Source organism: Lactonifactor longoviformis (assembly GCF_042848515.1).
Taxonomy (GTDB): domain Bacteria; phylum Bacillota; class Clostridia; order Lachnospirales; family Lachnospiraceae; genus Lactonifactor; species Lactonifactor longoviformis.
Genome location: NZ_AP031453.1, coordinates 2,027,737 through 2,046,695 on the forward strand (window position 1 = coordinate 2,027,737; position 18,959 = coordinate 2,046,695).

The following is an 18,959-nucleotide window of genomic DNA, read 5'->3' on the forward strand; positions in this document are numbered from 1 at the left end:
TATAGCATTTTTTACTATGGGATTGCCAGAGAAAGTTTTAGCCCATTTTTTGCTCTGTACCTGCAAAAGGGATCAGAAACTCAGGGATTCCTGCTGCGTAAGGAGCGATATCATACTGCTGATAATAGACTACAGCTCCTGCCGGTCTGAGATAAAAGTTTTCCGGCCGGAAGTTTTTCCGGATCAGTTCCCCATAGTCGTCAAAATAGGAGGAAGGGCTGAGGGCCAGGCGTTCTGCTGTCTGCTGTGTTACAGAATCCAGAAGATCCTCAGGTATGGAAAAAGAGTCCGGATAAAAATCTTTTAACTGCAGCTGCCCTCCGGTGAAAAAGTTCCACGTGTGGGAGATACGCAGGGTGGTACCGTGAGCACCGCCCAGATAGGTGTACTGTTCCAGATAAAGGCTGGTGATGCAGCAGGAATTAAATGTAACATGGTAATCTGAGAAAAACTGATAGCTGTTAAAAGGCGGCTGATTGTCCGGCAGGTACCGTGCATAATCCACGGCCTGAGAATAAAGAACTGTTCTGCAGTACGCCTCCTGTTCCCTGGCAGCAGAAGCATAATAATTGTTTATACTCTGCGCGGAGGAGAAACTGCATGTGGATGTAAAAGAGGGATATTGAATTCGGTAAACAAGGACAGGGATATTTTTATAATACATAGTATCTTCAAGGATATTTCGGGAAATGGTTTGCATAAAGGCCTCGGAAGAAGAAGTTACTTAATGATATTCCCCGGAGTTAGGGATTATGAACCGGAGAGAAAAATATTGCCGGAACAAAAAGAACAGAAAACATAAGATAAAAATTGCATTGACACAGCCCGCAAGATGAAGTATACTTGACAAAGATAGTAGAGATACTCCACTCGCTATTTTCCAAGTTTGAGCACCCTGTTTCCCCAGGGTGCTTTTTTCGGCTGTGAAAAGAAGCTTGTACCTCCATAAACCAACCATGTGCCCTTGGAGAAAATCAGAAAAGTAATGTCTTGGAGGTATATTCATGCTATAATTATTAGAAATAAAATTAAATTGAAAACTTGGAGGGACGATATATGGACAGAAAATCGATTGCACAGGAATATTATACTTTAACGGTTGATGAGAATGGGAATATGCCGTCAATGCACAAAGAGGAATCATATGCGGGTCTTGTGGCGGCAGGTTTTATGGATTTTTTAGTAAATAATGTTATAACAGCGGATAAGAATAAGATTTCCGTAATCAAAGAGAACCCCGGAGAACTTGCACACCTTGCATTACTGTACGCGTATCTCAATGAAAAGCCCCGTTCCATAGATAAGTTGATGAGTGATTATTACACAGGCAGCAGAATCAAACAGCTCACAGCCCAGATAGGGGAATCTCTGAAAGAGGAGGGCAAAGCGGCAAAAGGGACGGGCGGTTTGTTCGGCCCTAAAACGACATATATTCCTGAAAAAAACTATAAGGATGAACTCATAGGGATGATAAAGTCAGCAATTACAACGGGCGGAGAAATTACTTCTCATGATATAGCACTAATCTATATTTTGAAGGAGACGAAAAACTTAAATCAATATTTTTCTAAACATGAAAGCAGCGAGTTGAAAGCCAAACTAAAAGAATTGAAAAATAATCCACAAAACAAACAGCTGGCAGACATGATTAATTATGTCAGTGACACGATAACTGTTATAATGGCCTGTGTTTTGTTGTATTCTATGTAAACTATGAAAATGCCAAAAGAAAATATAGATACGATAATGTTTGCTCCATGCGGAATGAATTGCAAGGTATGTTATAAGCATTGTTACCATAAAACCCCCTGTGCAGGCTGTCTGAACAGCAATACGGGAAAGCCGGAACACTGCCGTAAATGTAAGATAAAAGATTGTATTAACTCCAAAGGCTTGAGCTACTGCTTTGAATGCACCGAGTATCCTTGTACACCCATAAGAAATCTGGAAAAAAGCTATAACAAAAGGTATCAGGCAAGCCTTATGGAAAATAGTGAATTTGTTCGGAACTGTGGTTTGGAAATGTTTATGGAAAGGCAGAAAGAGAAATATACCTGCTTAAAGTGCGGCGGTATAATTTCCATTCATGATAGGGAATGCAGTGAATGTCAAGAAAAGATGTGAGCTCATATGGTGAATATAAGCGTTTGCCAAATGGAGAATTTATTGTAACTATTGATAAAGTAAACGAAGAGTTAAGCCAGGATATAAATAGATGATTATTTGTAAACAACAACCGGGTACAGCAAAAGTTAAACCTGATAACTAAAAAAGCCCAAAACCCTACCAAAACAAGGGCTTCAGACCTTCCAGAAAAAGCTGCCTAGCGGACTTGAACCGCCGACCTCCGCCTTACCAAGGCGACGCTCTACCGACTGAGCCAAGGCAGCATATTGACTGTTTTTGTCGCTGTCAACGTTTGTAATTCTATCAAAAACCCAGAGGCTTGTCAATAGGTTTTTGAAGAATTACAAACAAAGTTTTTTGATTCATAAAAGTTATTACTTACAGTAACCGGTAGTGAGGTCGATGAGGTTTATCAGGGGTTTTCCTTCTAAATGGCTGGACAGGTTGCTGCAGGCAATCTCTACTATGCGGTCCAGGGTTTCCGGCAAGTGATATTTTCCTGCCACATGGGGAGTGATATACACGTTAGGAAGAGACCAGAGTCTGTGTCCCGGGGGAAGCGGCTCCGGATCTGTGACATCCAGCCCCGCGGCATATAGAGCGCCTGAGGACAGGGCATCATACAGCGCGTCCGGATCCACAGAATTTCCCCGCCCCCCGTTCAGAAGGATGGCGGAAGGCTTCATGAGAGACAAACGCCTTCTGTCAAAGAGATGCTTCGTCTCAGGAGTATTGGGCAGAAAACTGACAACTGCATCCACAGTGGGAAGGACCTGCTCCAGCTCTTCGGCGGGAAGAAGCTCATGGACACAGGCGGGAGCAGCGCCGGGGCGGCGTTTCATACCAATGACGTAAGCGCCAAGAGTCTTAGTAAGGGCAGCAAAGCTGCGTCCGATATCTCCCAGCCCCAGAACCAAAATGCGGGAATCAGTGATTGAGACAACCTCTCCCTCATCTGCCCATTCCTCCCGGTTCTGAGCATCCCGGTACAGATGGAGTTTCTTCTGGAGGCTCAACAGCATGGCCAGCATATGTTCAGAAACCGCCTTTCCGTATGCTCCGGTGGCGCTGGCAAGCATTGTCCCCGGTGCGAGGATCCCTTCTTTTATATAGGCGTCTGCGCCGGAAGAGTTTAACTGGAGGAGCTCCAGCTTTTCGCTGGTGCGGAGGAGTTTGGGCGGGATATTGCCGATGATGATGTGAGACTCTGCGGCCATCTCTTCTGTGACTGTCTGGGGTGAGGCGTATGTGAAAGTTCCGTTGGGGGCAGTCTCTTCCAGCCGCAGTTTGTGCCTGTCTTTCACAGGAATCAATACAAGAATTTTTTTGGTCATATGAATTGTACTCCTTTTCATGATATCCCAGGGATACCTGATATGGTATGCACTTGGGTATGGTTTCTTATGGACATGGAGAAACTGTATGTAAAAAAACAGTATCAGCAGTTCCATTTTATCAAAAAACCTTTGAAATTAAAAGATTCTATGATATTATGGAATATAACCTGTAACACGAGGAGGAAATTTTAATGGAAAAAGAAACAGTTTCCAAGAATTTTATTGAACAGATTATTGATAAAGATCTGGAAGAAGGCGTATACGACAGTGTCTGTACCCGTTTTCCGCCGGAACCTAACGGATACCTGCATATTGGACATGCAAAATCCATTCTTCTGAATTACGGACTTGCCAGGAAGTACAACGGTAAGTTTAATATGCGCTTCGATGATACAAACCCCACAAAGGAAAAAGTAGAATTTGTAGAGTCTATCAAGGAAGATATACAGTGGCTGGGAGCCGATTGGGAGGACCGGCTCTACTTTGCATCTGATTATTTTGAACAAATGTATGAGGCTGCGGTAAAGTTGATTAAAAAGGGAAAAGCATACGTATGCGACCTGTCTCCGGGGGAGATCCGGGACTACAGGGGAACACTGACAGAGGCTGGAAAAGATAGCCCCTGCCGGGTAAGGAGTGTGGAGGAGAATCTCGAGCTTTTTGAGAAGATGAAGAACGGCGAGTTTAAGGATGGGGAAAAGGTGCTCCGTGCGAAGATCGATATGTCTTCACCGAATATAAATATGAGAGATCCGGTTATCTACCGTGTAGCTCATATGCACCATCACCGCACGGGAGATACCTGGTGTATTTATCCCATGTATGATTTTGCCCATCCTATTGAGGATGCCATTGAGGGAGTTACCCACTCTATCTGTACCCTGGAATTTGAAGATCACAGGCCTCTGTATGACTGGGTAGTGAGGGAACTGGGATATGAGAAACCGCCGAAGCAGATTGAGTTTGCTAAATTATATCTTACGAATGTGGTCACGGGAAAGCGTTATATTAAGAAGCTGGTAGAGGACGGCATTGTAGACGGATGGGATGATCCCCGTCTGGTATCCATTGCGGCACTCAGAAGAAGAGGGTTTACGCCGGAATCAATTAGAATGTTTGTGGAACTCTGCGGAGTTTCCAAGGCAAACAGTTCCGTTGACTATGCTATGCTGGAATACTGCATCAGAGAGGACCTTAAAATGAAGCGCCCCAGAATGATGGCAGTCCTGGATCCTATAAAGCTTATTATCGATAATTATCCGGAAGGTGAAGTGGAATATCTGGATGTAGCTAATAACCTGGAGAATGAAGAATTGGGATATCGGAAGGTTCCCTTTGGCAGAGAACTGTATATTGAGAGGGAAGACTTTATGGAAGAACCGCCCAGAAAGTATTTTCGCCTTTTCCCGGGAAATGAAGTGCGCCTGATGCATGCGTATTTTGTCACCTGCCAGAGCTTTGTCAAGGATGAGAACGGCAAAGTGATCGAGGTACACTGTACCTATGATCCTGAGACCAAATGCGGCTCCGGATTTACAGGAAGGAAAGTAAAAGGAACCATCCACTGGGTGCCGGCACCACAGGCAGTAAAGGCAGAGTGCCGCCTCTATGAGAATATTATTGATGAGGAAAAAGGGGTTTACAATGAAGATGGTTCCCTGAATCTGAATCCTAATTCGTTAACCGTCATTAAGGACTGCTATGTTGAACCGAGTTTCCAGGATGCAAAGCCGTACGACAGTTTTCAGTTTGTGCGCAACGGCTATTTCTGTGTGGATGCCAAGGATTCCAGGCCGGATGCACTGGTATTTAACCGGATTGTCTCCCTGAAAAGTTCCTTTAAACTGCCGAAGTAGGCTGAAGAACAGGATATGAACGAATTAATTATTGCACTTGACAGCAAATCCAATATTCCTCTGTATGAACAGATTTATCTTCATATAAAAAAAGAAATACAGGGAAGGAGAATGAAGGCAGGCGAACGTCTGCCTTCTTCCCGTGCGCTCTGCAGCCACCTTATGGTAAGCAGAAGTACCGTGGATCTGGCGTATGAGCAGCTTGTATCAGAGGGATATATTGAGGCTGTGCCGTGCAAAGGGTATTACGTATGTGACATTGAGGAGCTTTACCATATCCGTCCGGCTTTGGTTCCCCTGGAAAAAAAGAAGACAGATGGCCGTCCGGTATACGATTATGATTTTACACTCAGCGGAATTACACCAGGCGGTTTTCCTTATAACGCATGGAAAAAGCTGTCCAAAAGTGTCCTTCAGGAAGAAGCCCCGGAATTGTTTCTTCTGGGAGATGCCAACGGGGAGCGAAGTCTCAGGGAGGCGATTACAAGCTATCTGTATTACGCCAGAGGCGTGAACTGTCAGCCGGATCAGATTATTGTGGGGGCAGGCAATGATTATCTTTTGATGCTTTTAAGCACGATCTTAGGAACAGGCTACACCGTAGCCATGGAGAATCCTACTTATACCTCGGCTTACCAGGCATTTCTCAGACTGAATTATCCGCTGGCATCTGTTGAGATGGATGAGATGGGGATTCGAATCCCGGAACTGGAAGAATCCGGTGCCGAGATTGCCTATGTTATGCCTTCCCACCAGTTTCCTATGGGTACAGTTATGCCCATGAAGCGGAGAATGCAGCTGTTGAGCTGGGCGGCGAAAGAAAAAAGGTATATCATCGAGGATGATTACGACAGTGAATTCCGCTATAAGGGAAAGCCGATTCCGGCGCTTCAGGGGTTTGACCAAAACGACCGGGTGATTTATCTTGGAACGTTCTCCCGTTCCATTGCCCCTGCCATACGAATCAGTTATATGGTGCTGCCAAAGGAACTGATGGAACAATACAAAAAACAGGGGAAGCCGTTTTCTGTTACAGTGTCAAAGGTTGATCAAAAAATCATAGAACGTTTCCTGAACGAAGGCTATTACGAGCGCCATCTCAATCGAATGCGCGCACTCTATAAAAGCAAGCACGATCTTCTTCTGAGAGAGCTTCATGATCTGGACTCCGTATGTACGTGGTCCGGGGAAAATGCGGGTGTGCATCTCCTTCTGCATTTTAAAAACGGCATGACAGAGGAAGAGGCCATCCGGCGGGCGAAGGAGGAGAGTGTGAGAGTATACGGACTTTCCAGGTATTATCTGAAGGAGCCTGCGAAGAAGCCGCGGGCTACGGTGCTAATGGGTTATGGAGTAATGACGGAAAATGAGATCGTCAGCGCCATGAAACGGCTGAAACGTGCCTGGTCTTGACAGAAGCTGTAAAATGAAGTAGACTAATGAATAACAACAGGGGAGCCGGAGGAGTCCGGCTGAGATTAAAACCGTATCTGTTTTTAACCCTTTGACCTGATCTGGGTAGTGCCAGCGTAGGGATGAATAAGCAGGAAGATGCTCACAGCAGCTTGCCTTTTTTGATATTCGCCCCTGCCGGTGTATCCGGCAGGGTTATTTTATGTTATGAATAAGGAGGAGAGAAGTATGAATGCAAGTGTAGCAATCCAGACATTGCCGGAGGCAAAAAACGATGAAGAATTAATCCGTATTGTAGATGAGGTTATTGCTTATATTAAAAGCACAGGACTGAACTGCTATGTAGGGCCTTTTGAGACGGCTATTGAGGGAGATTACGACGAACTGATGGATATTGTAAAAGAATGCCAGCATATTGCCATCCGTGCAGGCGCACCATCTGTGGCAGCCTATATTAAGGTTACTTTCAAACCTGAAGGAGATGTACTTACCATTGAAAAGAAAGTCACGAAGCATCACGAGTAAGCTGCCGTCCCTGGCTGCTATAGGCATACTTCTGATTATCTGGCAGGCAGCATCTGTGGCTGAGCTTGTCCCGTCTTATATGCTGCCTTCCCCCGGGGATGTGGTAAAAGCTTTTATAGATGATTTTCCTCTCTTGCTGGAGAACTGCAGGATTACTCTGCTGGAGGCTTTTGCGGGGCTTTTTCTGGGAGTGGCCATTGGTTTTCTGATGGCTGTGGCCATGGACTGCTTTGAACGGCTGTATCAGGCGCTTTATCCTATTGTGGTGGTTACCCAGACAGTGCCTACGGTTGCCCTGGCACCTCTTCTGGTGCTTTGGTTCGGCTACGAGATGACACCGAAGGTCATATTGATTGTCATTGTAACCTTTTTTCCTGTAACCGTGGGGCTTCTGGACGGCTTCCGCTCAGCTGATAAGGATATGATGAACCTAATGCGCTCTATGGGGGCTACCAGGGGCCAGATTTTCCGGTATGTGAAAGTGCCGGGGGCGGCCGGCCAGTTTTTTGCGAGCCTGAGGATTTCAGCCACGTATTCTGTAGTAGGAGCGGTAATTGCCGAATGGCTGGGAGGCTTTGGAGGCCTGGGAGTATACATGACAAAAGTACGGAAGGCATTTGCTTTTGACAAAATGTTTGCTGTCATTTTTCTGATATCGGCGTTAAGCCTGCTGCTGATGTGGGGGATTAACGTACTGCAGAAAAAATGCATGCCTTGGGAGGAGAAAAAGTAAAAAATGAGAAAGAGAATTATTGCAGCTGTGATCTGCACAGCTATGGTTTTTTCTGCAGCTGCCTGCGGAACAAAGAAAAGTACCGAAGGAACCGGCGGGGAGAAAAGCAAAGAACTGAAAGAAGTGAGTTTTGTTCTGGACTGGACGCCGAATACCAACCATACCGGAGTGTATATAGCCCAGGAAAAGGGATACTTTGAGGAGGAAGGCCTTAAGGTGGAGATTGCACAGCCGCCGGAGGATGGTGCAGAGGCATTGGTGGCCTCAGGAAAGGCCCAGTTCGGCGTATCCTTTCAGGACAGTATGGCCCCTGCGGTGGCTGGGGAGAATGCCCTTCCCATCACAGCTGTGGCTGCTTTGATTCAGCATAATACCTCTGGGATCGTCTCCCGGGCGGGAGAAGGAATGGATACGCCCAAAGGGATGGAAGGGAAGAAATACGCAACCTGGGATATGCCGGTGGAAAAGGCAATGCTGAAAAATGTAATAGAAGGGGACGGAGGAGACTTCAGCAAGGTTGAGCTGATTCCAAGTACGGTGACGGATGAGGTCTCAGCACTGCAGTCAAAGTCTGTGGATGCCATCTGGATCTTTTACGCCTGGGCAGGGGTTGCCACAGAAGTGGCAGGGCTGGAAACAGATTACTTTGCGTTTGCCGACCTGAACCCGGTATTTGACTACTATACCCCGGTTTTAATAGCCAACAATGAATTTCTCAAACAGGATCCGGATACTGCCAAAGCATTCCTGCGCGCGGTGAAAAAGGGATATGAGGACGCGGTGGAAGATCCCAAGGGAGCCGCTGAGATTCTTTGCAAGGCATCCCCTGAACTGGACACCGAGCTGGTTCAGGCAAGTCAGGAATATCTTGCGGATAAATACAAAGGGGAAGTGGAACAGTGGGGATATATCGATCCGGCCAGATGGAATGCGTTCTACCATTGGCTGAATGAGAATCAGCTGGTGGAGTCAGAACTTCCGGAAAATGCTGGCTTCACCAATGAATATCTTCCGGAATAGGCGCGGAGGCTCTCATGGCAAAACTAGAAGTATCTCATGTGACAAAATATTTTGACGGAATAAAGATAATAGAGGATGTATCTATCTGCCTCGGGGATAATGAACTGGTGTGTCTCCTGGGTGTGAGCGGTGTAGGCAAGACCACTCTGTTTAATGTTATATCGGGACTGACCCTTCCGGAAGAGGGGAAGGTGACGCTGAACGGCGCTGATATCACCGGAAGCCCGGGAAGCATTGCTTACATGCTGCAAAAGGATCTGCTTCTGCCCTTCCGCACCATTGAGGATAATGTATCTCTTCCCTTGGTGATCAAAGGTGATAAAAAGAGGGATGCCAGAGAAACGGTGCAGCCGTATTTTCACGAATTCGGGCTCGATGGGACGCAGAAAAAGTATCCCCATCAGCTTTCCGGGGGGATGCGCCAGAGAGCTGCCCTTCTTAGAACCTATCTATATTCAAAGGGAGCTGCCCTTCTGGATGAGCCATTTAGCGCCCTGGACACGCTGACGAAAGGTTCAATTCACAAATGGTATCTGAATGTTATGGAGCAGATTCGTCTGTCTACTATTTTTATCACTCATGATATAGACGAAGCGATTCTCTTGTCCGATCGTATTTATCTGTTAACAGGGAGCCCGGGACGGATTACAGAGGAAATTGTTATCCGGGAAAAGAAGCCCAGACGGGAAGATTTTAATCTGACCCCGGAATTCTTAGAATACAAAAGATACATTTTAAGTAAATTAGAAATGGATGAATAAGAAGAAGCACCTGCATTTTTTTGCGGGTGCTTCGTGTTTGGCGGCCTATATTATATCTGAGTGTTGTCTGTCTTCGCAGTTTCTGCGGTGACTGCATCCCCGTCGTCTGCGTTCTCGCTCATTGGCGTCTCTTCGTCCTCGAACATTTCTTCAGCAGCCTCTTTGGCTTCATCCACCATATCGGAGAACCCATCTGCCAGATCCTCGGCGGTATCCTCTGCAAATTCGGCTACATCCTTAGCTGTATCCTTTGCTTTTTTAACCTTTTCTTCTACATCCTTTGTTACAATATCTTTGAAATTAACAACCACATCTTTGGCTGAGTGTGCAGTTTCTTTAACGTTGTCCTGAAAATCCTCAAAATCTTTTTCCAAATCCTCGTTCTGTTCTTTTTGCTTTTTGAAATAAGCGATTGTTCCAGCTACAGCAGCCCCAACTACTGCAAGACCCAACAGTTTTTTTCCTGTTCCTGCCATATTAGACTTCCTTTCTCACAAAAATTTTATAATAATCCTATTGTAATCCCTTTTTCTTAAAAAGAAAAGGGGCATCCCATGAATTTTGTAATTATTTCTGCCACACCGCTGTGGTTATTGTCGGCGGTAGTGATATAACCTGCATGTTTTTTTACTTCTTCTGTACCGTTGCACATAGCTGCACCCAGACCGGCGGCAGCAAGCATAGGAATATCATTTTCTGCGTCTCCCACAGCAATGGTCTGTGCAAGGGGAATCTGCAGATACCGGCACAAAAAGCGGACAGCAGAACCTTTGGAAATTCCTTCCGCCACATGCTCCAGATAATAGGGACTGGAAAAAAAGACGGATATTTTTCCTTTGGCCCACCCAGAGATTTCCCGGCGGTATGTAAGCAGTTTTTCTGTATTTGTAAGTTCAATTACCAGAATTTTTACAGGATCTTCGTCCAGATTTTGGAGCAGATCAGGGTCTATTTTTGGAGGAACCAGCGTGTGTGATACATAATCTTCCAGCTCGGTCGTAAAGGCTTTTGACAGCACATGGCCGGAGGAATATGTCTGACAATGTAGTCCTCTTTTCCCGGCTTCCTGAAAAATATATTCCACATAAGAGCGGGAGAGCGTTTTCTTATACAGGGTTTCTTTTTGGTAACAGTCATAGATTAAGCCCCCGTTATAGGTGATGGCATAACATCCCTTCTGCTCCAGGCCAAGAGACTGTATGACCGGAAGGGCACCTGCCAGGGGGCGGCCTGTAGAGACCACGATTTTATGCCCTTTACTGAGAGCACCTGCAATGGCGGCAGAATTCTCCGGCGTGATTTTCTTATTGTCGTCTAAAAGTGTACCGTCCAGGTCAGTGAACAGTATTTTTTGAAGGTGATTCATATGGGTGTTTTCTCCTTCTGTGAGAAATTTTTGCTTCGGTAGTAGTTTATCACAGAAGAGATGAGGAGTCAATTTTGCGGTATTTAGTCCTGCAAAACTGACTCCTCTGTCTTTCATTTTTTATGCTTTTTCACTCTTTTTCTCTTCTTTATCACCCCGTATTGTATCCAGATAATTGTACAAAGTAAACTTCGAAATATTTAAAAACTGGCATACCTTATCCCCTGATTTGGTGATTAAAAAGGTACCTTTTTCATCCAGGTATTTAATGATAGTTAATTTGTCGTCTTTGGTCATCTGGCTGACCGGCTTGTTTACTAATTCTAAGCCTTGAGCTATGAGATAATCAGTGAGCTGGCTGACATCCTGGGCATGAAATTCAATGTTGTCAAAGGGAACTTCTGCCTGATTCATAACCTCAGTTCCTACAAGTGCTTCAAAGGACTTTCGGAAATTCATAAAATTTGTAATATCGATGTTGATGCATAGTGCACCTAAAGGTTCTCCCTCATCATTACACAGATACGTAGTTGAGGATTTTAGTGTCTTGCCTAAGCTAGTTTTGGTTACATAGTTAAAGCGGTCCCCATCCTTAATGGTACCCCGCATGACTTCCAGACCCAGATTGCTGCCGCAGTCACCGACTTCACGATTCGTAACATGTCCGTTTTCAATAGCTATGATAGACTGTTCATAGCCTTTGGACCAGTCGTGCAGTACCACTTCACATTCCTCACCCAGAGTCAAACTAATCAACTTCATAATCCGCTTTAATAATGGGAGCGCTTCTTCAATTGTTTTCATAAAACACAGTACCCTCCTATTGTTTCATTTTGGCCGGAGCCAAAAGCAGAATATATATAAATATACAATCTGAGTATATATGTTTTTATAACATTTTGCAATATTTTCCTTTTGATATATGAAAAAAAATTAGATTAACATAAAAAAATACTATATCTCGGAGCAAAGACCGATGTTATTAAGGTGTTATTGATTGAAATATTAAAATTAATTATATTATTAAATTTATTATAAATAAAATTATGCACAAAAAATACGGTGTAATATAATAAAAAATATACAAAACGCAATTAAAAATCAAAAAATGAACGTGAAAATATGTAAAAAATTACTTTAATCCTTAAAAAGTTATTGACAAACATATTAATCATAATTATAATGAGCTTAATCTAAAAAATATTAAGATTTACATACGGACCACAAAAGCGAGTCCAGGTGACTCGCTTTCTTAACCTGAACAATAGTCAGATAATTTGACAGTGGAAATTTTATAGGATAATAGAAGTGAAGGACATTGTTAAAAGATTGACTATTCTAACAATTAGTAAGAGCAGGGGTCCGGATAAATCGTTAGGAGAGTGTTATATGAGCAAGGTAGAAGAAAAGGTAAAAGAGATGGGATATGAGATTCCGGAGTGTCCCGCTCCCGCAGGAGCGTATGCTCCCGCTGTAGAGACAAAAGATGGATTGTTGTTTGTGTCAGGGCAGACGGCTATCGTAGACGGAAAGCAAAAGTATGTGGGAAGAGTTGGAGCGGAGGTTTCTGTAGAGGAAGCTTACGATGCTGCTAAAATCTGCGCGTTGCGGCTTTTGGCTCAGGTTAAATATGTCATTGGTGACCTGGACAGAGTGGAGAGGATTGTTAAAGTTAATGGCTACGTGAATGCTGTTCCTGGTTTTGGACAGCAGCCGAAAGTGATTAACGGAACTTCTGAGTTTCTGGAAGCTGTATTTGGAGAAAAAGGAAAGCATGCACGGGCTGCTATCGGTGTAGGGTCGCTTCCGGACAATGCGCCGGTGGAAGTGGAAATGATACTCGCTTATAAATAGGGATAGGTTCCCGTTTATAATATCAGTAAGGAATGAATGTTAAAAACTGTAGGACAAAATGGAGGTAAAGAAGTATGAAGAAATGCAAGATGGCTGTAATTGGTTTAGGGTTTATCGGCGGTTTGCACGCCAGGATTATCGCCGAGGCGGATAATGCAGAATTAGTTGCAATTGCGGATCTGAATAAAGCTCTGGCTGATGAGTATGCGGAAAAATATAATTGTGCTGTTTATACCGATTACAAAGAGATGCTGGAGAAAGAAGATATTGATGCCGTTGATATCTGTGTGCCGGAAGATTTCCATGTACAGACTGCTGTGGACGTGGCAAATGCAAAAAAAGATTTTCTTATTGAAAAGCCTCTGGCCAAGACACTGGAAGGCTGTCTGGCAATTAAAAAAGCGGCGGATGACAACAAGGTACGCATGATGGTTGCTCAGGTCTGCAAGTTTGATCCCCGGTATGTGGAATTAAAAGAATCCATCCGCAGAGGCGATTTGGGTGAGATCAGTGCCATGTCATTTAAGCGCGGCAATCCTGTCTCCACAGCCAACCGTCTGCAGGGCAAAGTATCCTTCTTCTACTATCTTGGAATTCATGATATAGAGATGATGGTGGATTACAATATGCCGGCAAAACCTGTGAAGGTATATGCGCAGGCTTCTAATAAGAAAAACGGGCATATGAACGGTGATCTGGACGCTGCATTTGTGATTGTTAATTTTGACAATGGAGCTGTGGGAAATGTACATATCTGCTGGGCTTACCCGGACAACTCTGCAATGGGAATCTGGTCAATCGCAGAGGTTACAGGAACCAAGGGATTTGGCATGGTTGATGTCCGCAACCAGGGCCTGGAGATTATGACAGACGAAGCAGAGTCTTATCCGGATACCCTGTTATGGCCGGAATATTACGGAAAGATTCAGGGCGGCCTGAAAGAAGAAATCGTTCATTTCGCAGATGCTACCATGAATGGAACACCATATGCTGTTGATACAGAGTGCTGTATCCGCGGGGTAGCCATTGCAGAAGCTGCGTTAAAATCAATTGAGACAGGGGAACCGGTAGAACTTTCTCTGTAGGAAATACGGAAGCGAGGTCATCTTGGTGAAAGAGAAAAAACCAGTTTTTAAAAACAACATACAGAAGTACGCACCTGTATTTCTCATGCTGGTACTTATGGTTATTTTAACCATTGCCAATAAAAATTTCCTGTCTGCGCAGTCAATCTACAATCTTCTGCAGCAGGTATCCGCTCTTGGAATTGTTGCTCTGGGAGCTATGATTGTTCTGCTTACAGCCGGAATAGATTTTACTGCCGGTTTCGGTTTATCTCTGGCAGGGGTAACCGCAGGTTTTGTATATCTGGAAAGCGGAAATCAGGGGATTCTTCTTATTATAACGTCTCTTCTGATTGGAGCGTTGGTAGGCCTGATTAATGGTCTGATTATTGTAAAATTGAATCTGAATCCCTTCATTACAACTCTGGCAATGATGTCAGTGTGCAAGGGTGTCTCTATGATGGTATCTGAGGGACGTCAGGTACAGATTAAAAGTGAATTTTTGCTGACTCTGGGATCAGGAAGGATACTGAAATTTATTCCTGTATCATTTCTGGTGTTCCTGCTGGCGGTAGTTCTGATGTATATCATTATGAACAAAACCAAACTGGGAATCTATACATATGCAATGGGCGGCAATGAAGACGCAGTAGAATATTCAGGGATCAATAAAAGCTTTTATAAGATTCTGGTCTATACCGTAGCAGGATTTTTGTACGGGCTGGCAGCTATCATCACCTGCTGCCAGGTAACAGTTATAACCTCTAATATCTCAGGAGATTTCCTTTTAGACGGGATCGCTGCCGCCGTTGTAGGCGGGACGAGCCTTCTGGGAGGAAAAGGAACTGTATTCGGAGTGGTAATCGGTGCATTTATCATTACATTGATCACAACGATGCTGAATTTCCTTCAGGTACCTTTCTTGCTGAGGGAAGTAATCAAAGGTATCATCATCATCTGCATCCTGATCTTTGACGTCTGCATCGGCAAACTGGCCGACAGGCTGAAGGTTGCAGCTTAATCAGGATAATATATTTGACGAATATATTATAAAAAACTTCATCTTAAAAAAGGAGGAAAAGGAATGAAGAAGAAAGAATTAATGAAAAAAGGTTTGGCTCTGCTGGCAGCATTTACGCTGGTATTCGGAACACTCGCCGGATGCGGAAGCAAAGACGAGGGCTCTAGTGATGACAGCGCCGCCACTTCCACAGACGCAGAAACAGACAAAGAAGACGCTGCGCCTGCAGAAGATGATGCCGCAGGGGATGCCAAAGACACAGAGGCATCCGGAGACAAACCCACCATTGGTATTGCTATGCTGGACATGACTCAGGAATTCTTCGTTAACATGATCGAGGGCGGAGACTATGCTGCTGAGATCTACGGTGTAAACCTGATCTGGAAGAGCGCAGACAGCAGCCTGGACAACCAGATTGCAATTATCGAAAACTTCATTCAGCAGAAAGTAGACTGCATCCTGTTGGATCCCTATGACAATGTAGGATTAATTCCAGTCTGCGAAGAAGCAAAAGCAGCAGGTATCCCTGTATGCTCCATGGGTAACTTTATTGATTCCGACGCAGTTATTTCCAATCTGTACAATGACCGTGAAGACACTAAAGTGATTGGCGAACTGGTAGGAAATCTCATCGACAAATCCGGTGATGTAGCAATGCTTTACGGTGCAACCGGTAACTTCGTATCTGACGAGCGTCAGGGCGGCTGGGAAGAAGCTATGGCAGAATTCCCTGACATCAAGTGTACATACTACGAGGTTGGCTGGGATACAGCGGCAACCCTGAAAACTGTTCAGGATATTCTTGCAGCAAATCCTGACATCAAAGCAATCCACAGCTTCTCTGACGGCAATACAACAGCAGTTGCACAGGCAGTGGATCAGGCGGGTCTGACAGGTAAAGTTTTAATCTCCAGCTACGACGGAAATAAAGACGCCAGCGAAGCAGTGAAGGACGGCAAATATGTATGTACGCTGCTGACAGGTGCAAAACGTGTTGGATACTGGAATGTTCAGATCGGCTCTAAACTGGCAAAAGGCGAGACTGTTGAACAGAAGAACTATCTGGAGTCTTATTTTATCATGAACGATGATATGAAAGCAAAAGTAGAAGAACTGGGAATTGGCTACGAAGGAATGAACATCGTAAATCCTGACAAGGGTATTGAGTTATTTGATGATTTGTCTGCTTTTGAAGAGAAATAATAGGGATTTCTTTTCTAAGTTAGCAAGATAGGCTGAAAAAAGAATATGCGGCAGAATTTCATGGCTGCCGCATATTCTTTTCTAAAAAGGCATGAAAGAAGGCAGAGCATGGACAAAAGTAAGAGTAAAATATTTCAAAACCAACAGATCAAGAGATACCTATTTTTGCTTGCGATTATTTTGATTTTAATAGTAGTTTTCTCATTTCTGGCTCCGGGCTTCTTCTCGGTGAGAACGTTTTTTAATATTATTCGTCAAAACACATCATTGGCAATTTTATCCCTGGGTATTACATTTATTATTATGCTGGCAGGTACGGACCTGTCATCCGGTGCAAACATTGCCCTTGCCGGGGCATGCGGCGCTATTGTAATGCAGTCTCTTGGGGGTGAAGGATTAGGAACCGCCCTGTGCGGATTTCTGGTATGTATTATTGTAGGTATTGCAGCAGGATCTGCAAACGGCTTGATGGTTGGTGGACTGGGGATAAGCCCCTTCATGGCAACATTAGCTATGACTTCTGTATCCAGAGGATTAACCATTTACCTGACAAACTCAAAACGTGTAGTTGTAAGAAATGACTATTTTAACTGGTTTGGACAGAAAAATATCTTTGGTTCTTTTCCGGCATCTTTACTGTATCTGGCAGTATTGTTCGTGATTATGTACCTGGTGCTGAACAAGACAACTTTTGGAAGAAAGACTTTTGCGGTGGGCGGCAATGCTGTCACATCCAGGGCATCTGGAATCAAAGTAATTAAACATACAGTAATTGTATATTTATTGGGCGGTTTATTTGCGGGCTTCGCATCAGTGGTAACCGTAGGGCGCGCCCTCTCAGCACAGCCTCTGGCAGGTCAGAACATGGAGTTCGATGCCATCACTGCTGTTGTTATCGGAGGCACCAGCCTGATGGGCGGTACCGGATCTCTGGTTGGTACCATGCTGGGTGTTGTGATTATCGGAACGATATTTACAGGTCTGGGTATGATGCCAATCTCTCCCTACTACTCTTATGTAGTGAAAGGTCTGCTGATTGTAGTATCTGTCTATATGGATCAATACAGCAGCAAGGAGAGAGTGAAGGTGAGCAGCAAGGACAAGAAGGCCCAAAAGGAAGCTGCCGCCGCAGAGGTTCATTCCCGTCATAAGAATGATATCAATATTGAAGAGGCCAAGGAGCTGGAGCTTCGCGGAATTGTGAAAGAATTCCCCGGTGTGAAGGCTTTAGACGGAGTAAATCTGAAGGTAAAAAGAGGTACGGTACACGCACTTATGGGAGAAAACGGCGCCGGCAAATCTACTTTAATTAAAATCCTATCCGGTGTATACAAAAAAGACGGCGGAGAAATTTATATTGACGGAAAACCAGTGTCCATCCATTCCCCTATGGATTCTCAGAAGCTGGGGATCTCGGTGATTTACCAGGAATTCGCACTTGTTCCGGAGCTTAGTATCACACAGAATATTTTCCTGGGCAAGGAGATGAAGGGAACAGGTCCTATTGTAAACCGAAAAGATATGGAGAAAAAAGCCAGAGAGCTAATCGGCCGGTTTAATCTGAATATCAGCGAAAACAAAAAGGTTGGTGATTGTACGGTAGGCCAGCAGCAGATGATAGAAATCGCCAAGGCAATCGGGTCTAACTCCTGGGTTATCGTAATGGATGAGCCTACATCAGCGATTACAGAGGCTGAAAAGGAAAAACTTTTTGAAATCATTCAGGAACTGAAGGAACAGGGAATGGCAATTATCTACATCTCTCACCGTATGTCGGAAATATTTGAAATTGCCGATGAGATTACGGTACTCAGGGATGGTAAGTACGTAATGTCCTCTCCGGTATCAGAAGTGACGGAGGATATGATCATTAAGAGCATGGTAGGGCGTGAGCTGTCAGACGTATTCAGCAGAGAGAAATTTGAGCCCGGAGATGTGGTTCTTGAGGTCAAGGATCTGTACCGCAAAGGGGTATTTGAGCCTATCAGCTTTACTGTGCGAAAGGGAGAGGTTCTCGGCTTCAGCGGCCTGATGGGCGCAGGAAGAACAGAGATTGCAAGATGTATCTTTGGCCTGGATAAGCCGGATGGAGGAGAGATATATCTGAACGGCAAGAAGCTGGATATCCGCAACCCGTTTGATGCAATTAAATCAGGTATTGCTTATGTGTCAGAGGACAGGCGCCGGGAGGGAATTGTACCGCTTCTGTCTATCAGAGAGAATATGACTCTGGCATCCCTTCCATGGGTGAGCAAGGCAACCTGGATTGACGGAAAACAGGAAACCAGTATAGCAGAAGAATACATAGATGCACTGTCTATAAAAACACCGTCTATGGATCAGAAGATCGGAAAGCTCAGCGGCGGGAACCAGCAGAAGGTTTGCCTGGGCAAATGGCTGTGCAGGAATCCTCAGATTATTATTCTGGATGAGCCTACCCGAGGGATCGACGTAGGGGCGAAGGCAGAGATTCATAAGATAATAGAAAATCTGTGCAGAAATGGTATTGCTGTCATTATGATTTCTTCTGAGATGCCAGAGGTTCTGGGATCCAGTGACAAGATCATTGTACTCTATGAGGGAAGAAAGACTGGAGAATTTGACTGTGTGAAGGATTTGACACAGGATGAGATCATGATAGCTGCTTCCGGAGAATCCGGATCTGGAGAGGTTGCATAG

The 18,959-nt window shown here is 44.6% G+C and carries 18 protein-coding genes, 1 tRNA gene and 1 riboswitch; of the genes, 13 read left to right on the forward strand and 6 right to left on the reverse strand.

The window, feature by feature from the left end:
- Nucleotides 1-37 precede the first annotated feature (37 nt).
- Entirely contained in the window at nt 38-664 is a 627-nt protein-coding gene (locus tag ACGHCT_RS09275) for a DUF3298 and DUF4163 domain-containing protein (RefSeq protein WP_390439658.1), read from the reverse strand.
- Between the two features lie 392 nt (nt 665-1,056).
- Here ACGHCT_RS09275 and ACGHCT_RS09280 point away from each other — a divergent pair, with 392 nt between their 5' ends.
- Entirely contained in the window at nt 1,057-1,710 is a 654-nt protein-coding gene (locus ACGHCT_RS09280; protein ID WP_072853931.1) for a GPP34 family phosphoprotein, read from the forward strand.
- 36 nt (nt 1,711-1,746) lie between these two features.
- Nucleotides 1,747-2,124: a DUF3795 domain-containing protein gene (locus ACGHCT_RS09285; protein ID WP_390440161.1), complete on the forward strand. Its 378-nt coding sequence runs from the start codon at nt 1,747-1,749 to the stop codon at nt 2,122-2,124.
- A 193-nt stretch (nt 2,125-2,317) separates the two neighbouring features.
- Here ACGHCT_RS09285 and ACGHCT_RS09290 read toward each other — a convergent pair.
- Nucleotides 2,318-2,390: transfer RNA gene (locus ACGHCT_RS09290), tRNA-Thr, on the reverse strand.
- 111 nt (nt 2,391-2,501) lie between these two features.
- Nucleotides 2,502-3,461, reverse strand: a complete 960-nt coding sequence (locus tag ACGHCT_RS09295) for a D-2-hydroxyacid dehydrogenase (RefSeq protein ID WP_390439661.1) — start codon at nt 3,459-3,461, stop codon at nt 2,502-2,504.
- Between the two features lie 194 nt (nt 3,462-3,655).
- Between ACGHCT_RS09295 and ACGHCT_RS09300 the strand changes: the two genes are divergently transcribed.
- The 6 genes from ACGHCT_RS09300 to ACGHCT_RS09325 all read left to right on the forward strand — a co-directional run bounded on the left by ACGHCT_RS09300 (nt 3,656) and on the right by ACGHCT_RS09325 (nt 9,772).
- Nucleotides 3,656-5,320: a glutamine--tRNA ligase/YqeY domain fusion protein gene (locus tag ACGHCT_RS09300; RefSeq protein WP_072853937.1), complete on the forward strand. Its 1,665-nt coding sequence runs from the start codon at nt 3,656-3,658 to the stop codon at nt 5,318-5,320.
- 15 nt (nt 5,321-5,335) lie between these two features.
- A complete protein-coding gene (locus ACGHCT_RS09305; protein ID WP_390439663.1) occupies nt 5,336-6,733 on the forward strand; it encodes a PLP-dependent aminotransferase family protein in 1,398 nt (465 codons plus the stop codon).
- Between the two features lie 28 nt (nt 6,734-6,761).
- Nucleotides 6,762-6,871, forward strand: a riboswitch (TPP riboswitch).
- Nucleotides 6,872-6,961: 90 nt separating this feature from the next.
- Complete coding sequence (locus ACGHCT_RS09310) at nt 6,962-7,258, forward strand: thiamine-binding protein (protein ID WP_072853940.1); 297 nt, start codon at nt 6,962-6,964, stop codon at nt 7,256-7,258.
- Nucleotides 7,227-7,991, forward strand: coding sequence for an ABC transporter permease (locus tag ACGHCT_RS09315; protein WP_072853942.1), 765 nt, complete (start codon nt 7,227-7,229; stop codon nt 7,989-7,991). The genes ACGHCT_RS09310 and ACGHCT_RS09315 overlap by 32 nt, the downstream gene beginning before the upstream one ends.
- Before the next feature lie 3 nt (nt 7,992-7,994).
- Nucleotides 7,995-9,011: an ABC transporter substrate-binding protein gene (locus ACGHCT_RS09320; protein WP_390439667.1), complete on the forward strand. Its 1,017-nt coding sequence runs from the start codon at nt 7,995-7,997 to the stop codon at nt 9,009-9,011.
- A gap of 14 nt (nt 9,012-9,025) precedes the next feature.
- Nucleotides 9,026-9,772, forward strand: a complete 747-nt coding sequence (locus ACGHCT_RS09325; RefSeq protein ID WP_072853946.1) for an ABC transporter ATP-binding protein — start codon at nt 9,026-9,028, stop codon at nt 9,770-9,772.
- A gap of 50 nt (nt 9,773-9,822) precedes the next feature.
- Here ACGHCT_RS09325 and ACGHCT_RS09330 read toward each other — a convergent pair whose 3' ends face one another.
- The 3 genes from ACGHCT_RS09330 to ACGHCT_RS09340 form a co-directional block, all read right to left on the reverse strand.
- Complete coding sequence (locus ACGHCT_RS09330; protein WP_072853948.1) at nt 9,823-10,248, reverse strand: YtxH domain-containing protein; 426 nt, start codon at nt 10,246-10,248, stop codon at nt 9,823-9,825.
- A 56-nt stretch (nt 10,249-10,304) separates the two neighbouring features.
- Nucleotides 10,305-11,138 (reverse strand): Cof-type HAD-IIB family hydrolase, encoded by an 834-nt coding sequence (locus tag ACGHCT_RS09335; RefSeq protein ID WP_390439670.1) that lies wholly within the window; start codon nt 11,136-11,138, stop codon nt 10,305-10,307.
- A 120-nt stretch (nt 11,139-11,258) separates the two neighbouring features.
- Nucleotides 11,259-11,942 carry a transcriptional regulator gene (locus ACGHCT_RS09340; protein ID WP_072853952.1) on the reverse strand — a complete coding sequence of 228 codons (684 nt, stop codon included), beginning with the start codon at nt 11,940-11,942 and terminating at the stop codon, nt 11,259-11,261.
- A 585-nt stretch (nt 11,943-12,527) separates the two neighbouring features.
- On the opposite strand from ACGHCT_RS09340, the gene ACGHCT_RS09345 reads away from it, so the two are divergent.
- From ACGHCT_RS09345 to ACGHCT_RS09365, 5 genes are all read left to right on the forward strand, one after another.
- Nucleotides 12,528-12,992, forward strand: coding sequence for a RidA family protein (locus ACGHCT_RS09345; RefSeq protein WP_072853954.1), 465 nt, complete (start codon nt 12,528-12,530; stop codon nt 12,990-12,992).
- Nucleotides 12,993-13,066: 74 nt separating this feature from the next.
- A complete protein-coding gene (locus ACGHCT_RS09350) occupies nt 13,067-14,077 on the forward strand; it encodes a Gfo/Idh/MocA family protein (RefSeq protein ID WP_072853956.1) in 1,011 nt (336 codons plus the stop codon).
- A 25-nt stretch (nt 14,078-14,102) separates the two neighbouring features.
- A complete protein-coding gene (locus tag ACGHCT_RS09355) occupies nt 14,103-15,077 on the forward strand; it encodes an ABC transporter permease (protein ID WP_242946789.1) in 975 nt (324 codons plus the stop codon).
- A 63-nt stretch (nt 15,078-15,140) separates the two neighbouring features.
- Complete coding sequence (locus ACGHCT_RS09360; RefSeq protein ID WP_072853960.1) at nt 15,141-16,280, forward strand: sugar ABC transporter substrate-binding protein; 1,140 nt, start codon at nt 15,141-15,143, stop codon at nt 16,278-16,280.
- Between the two features lie 108 nt (nt 16,281-16,388).
- A complete protein-coding gene (locus ACGHCT_RS09365; protein WP_158641018.1) occupies nt 16,389-18,959 on the forward strand; it encodes an ATP-binding cassette domain-containing protein in 2,571 nt (856 codons plus the stop codon).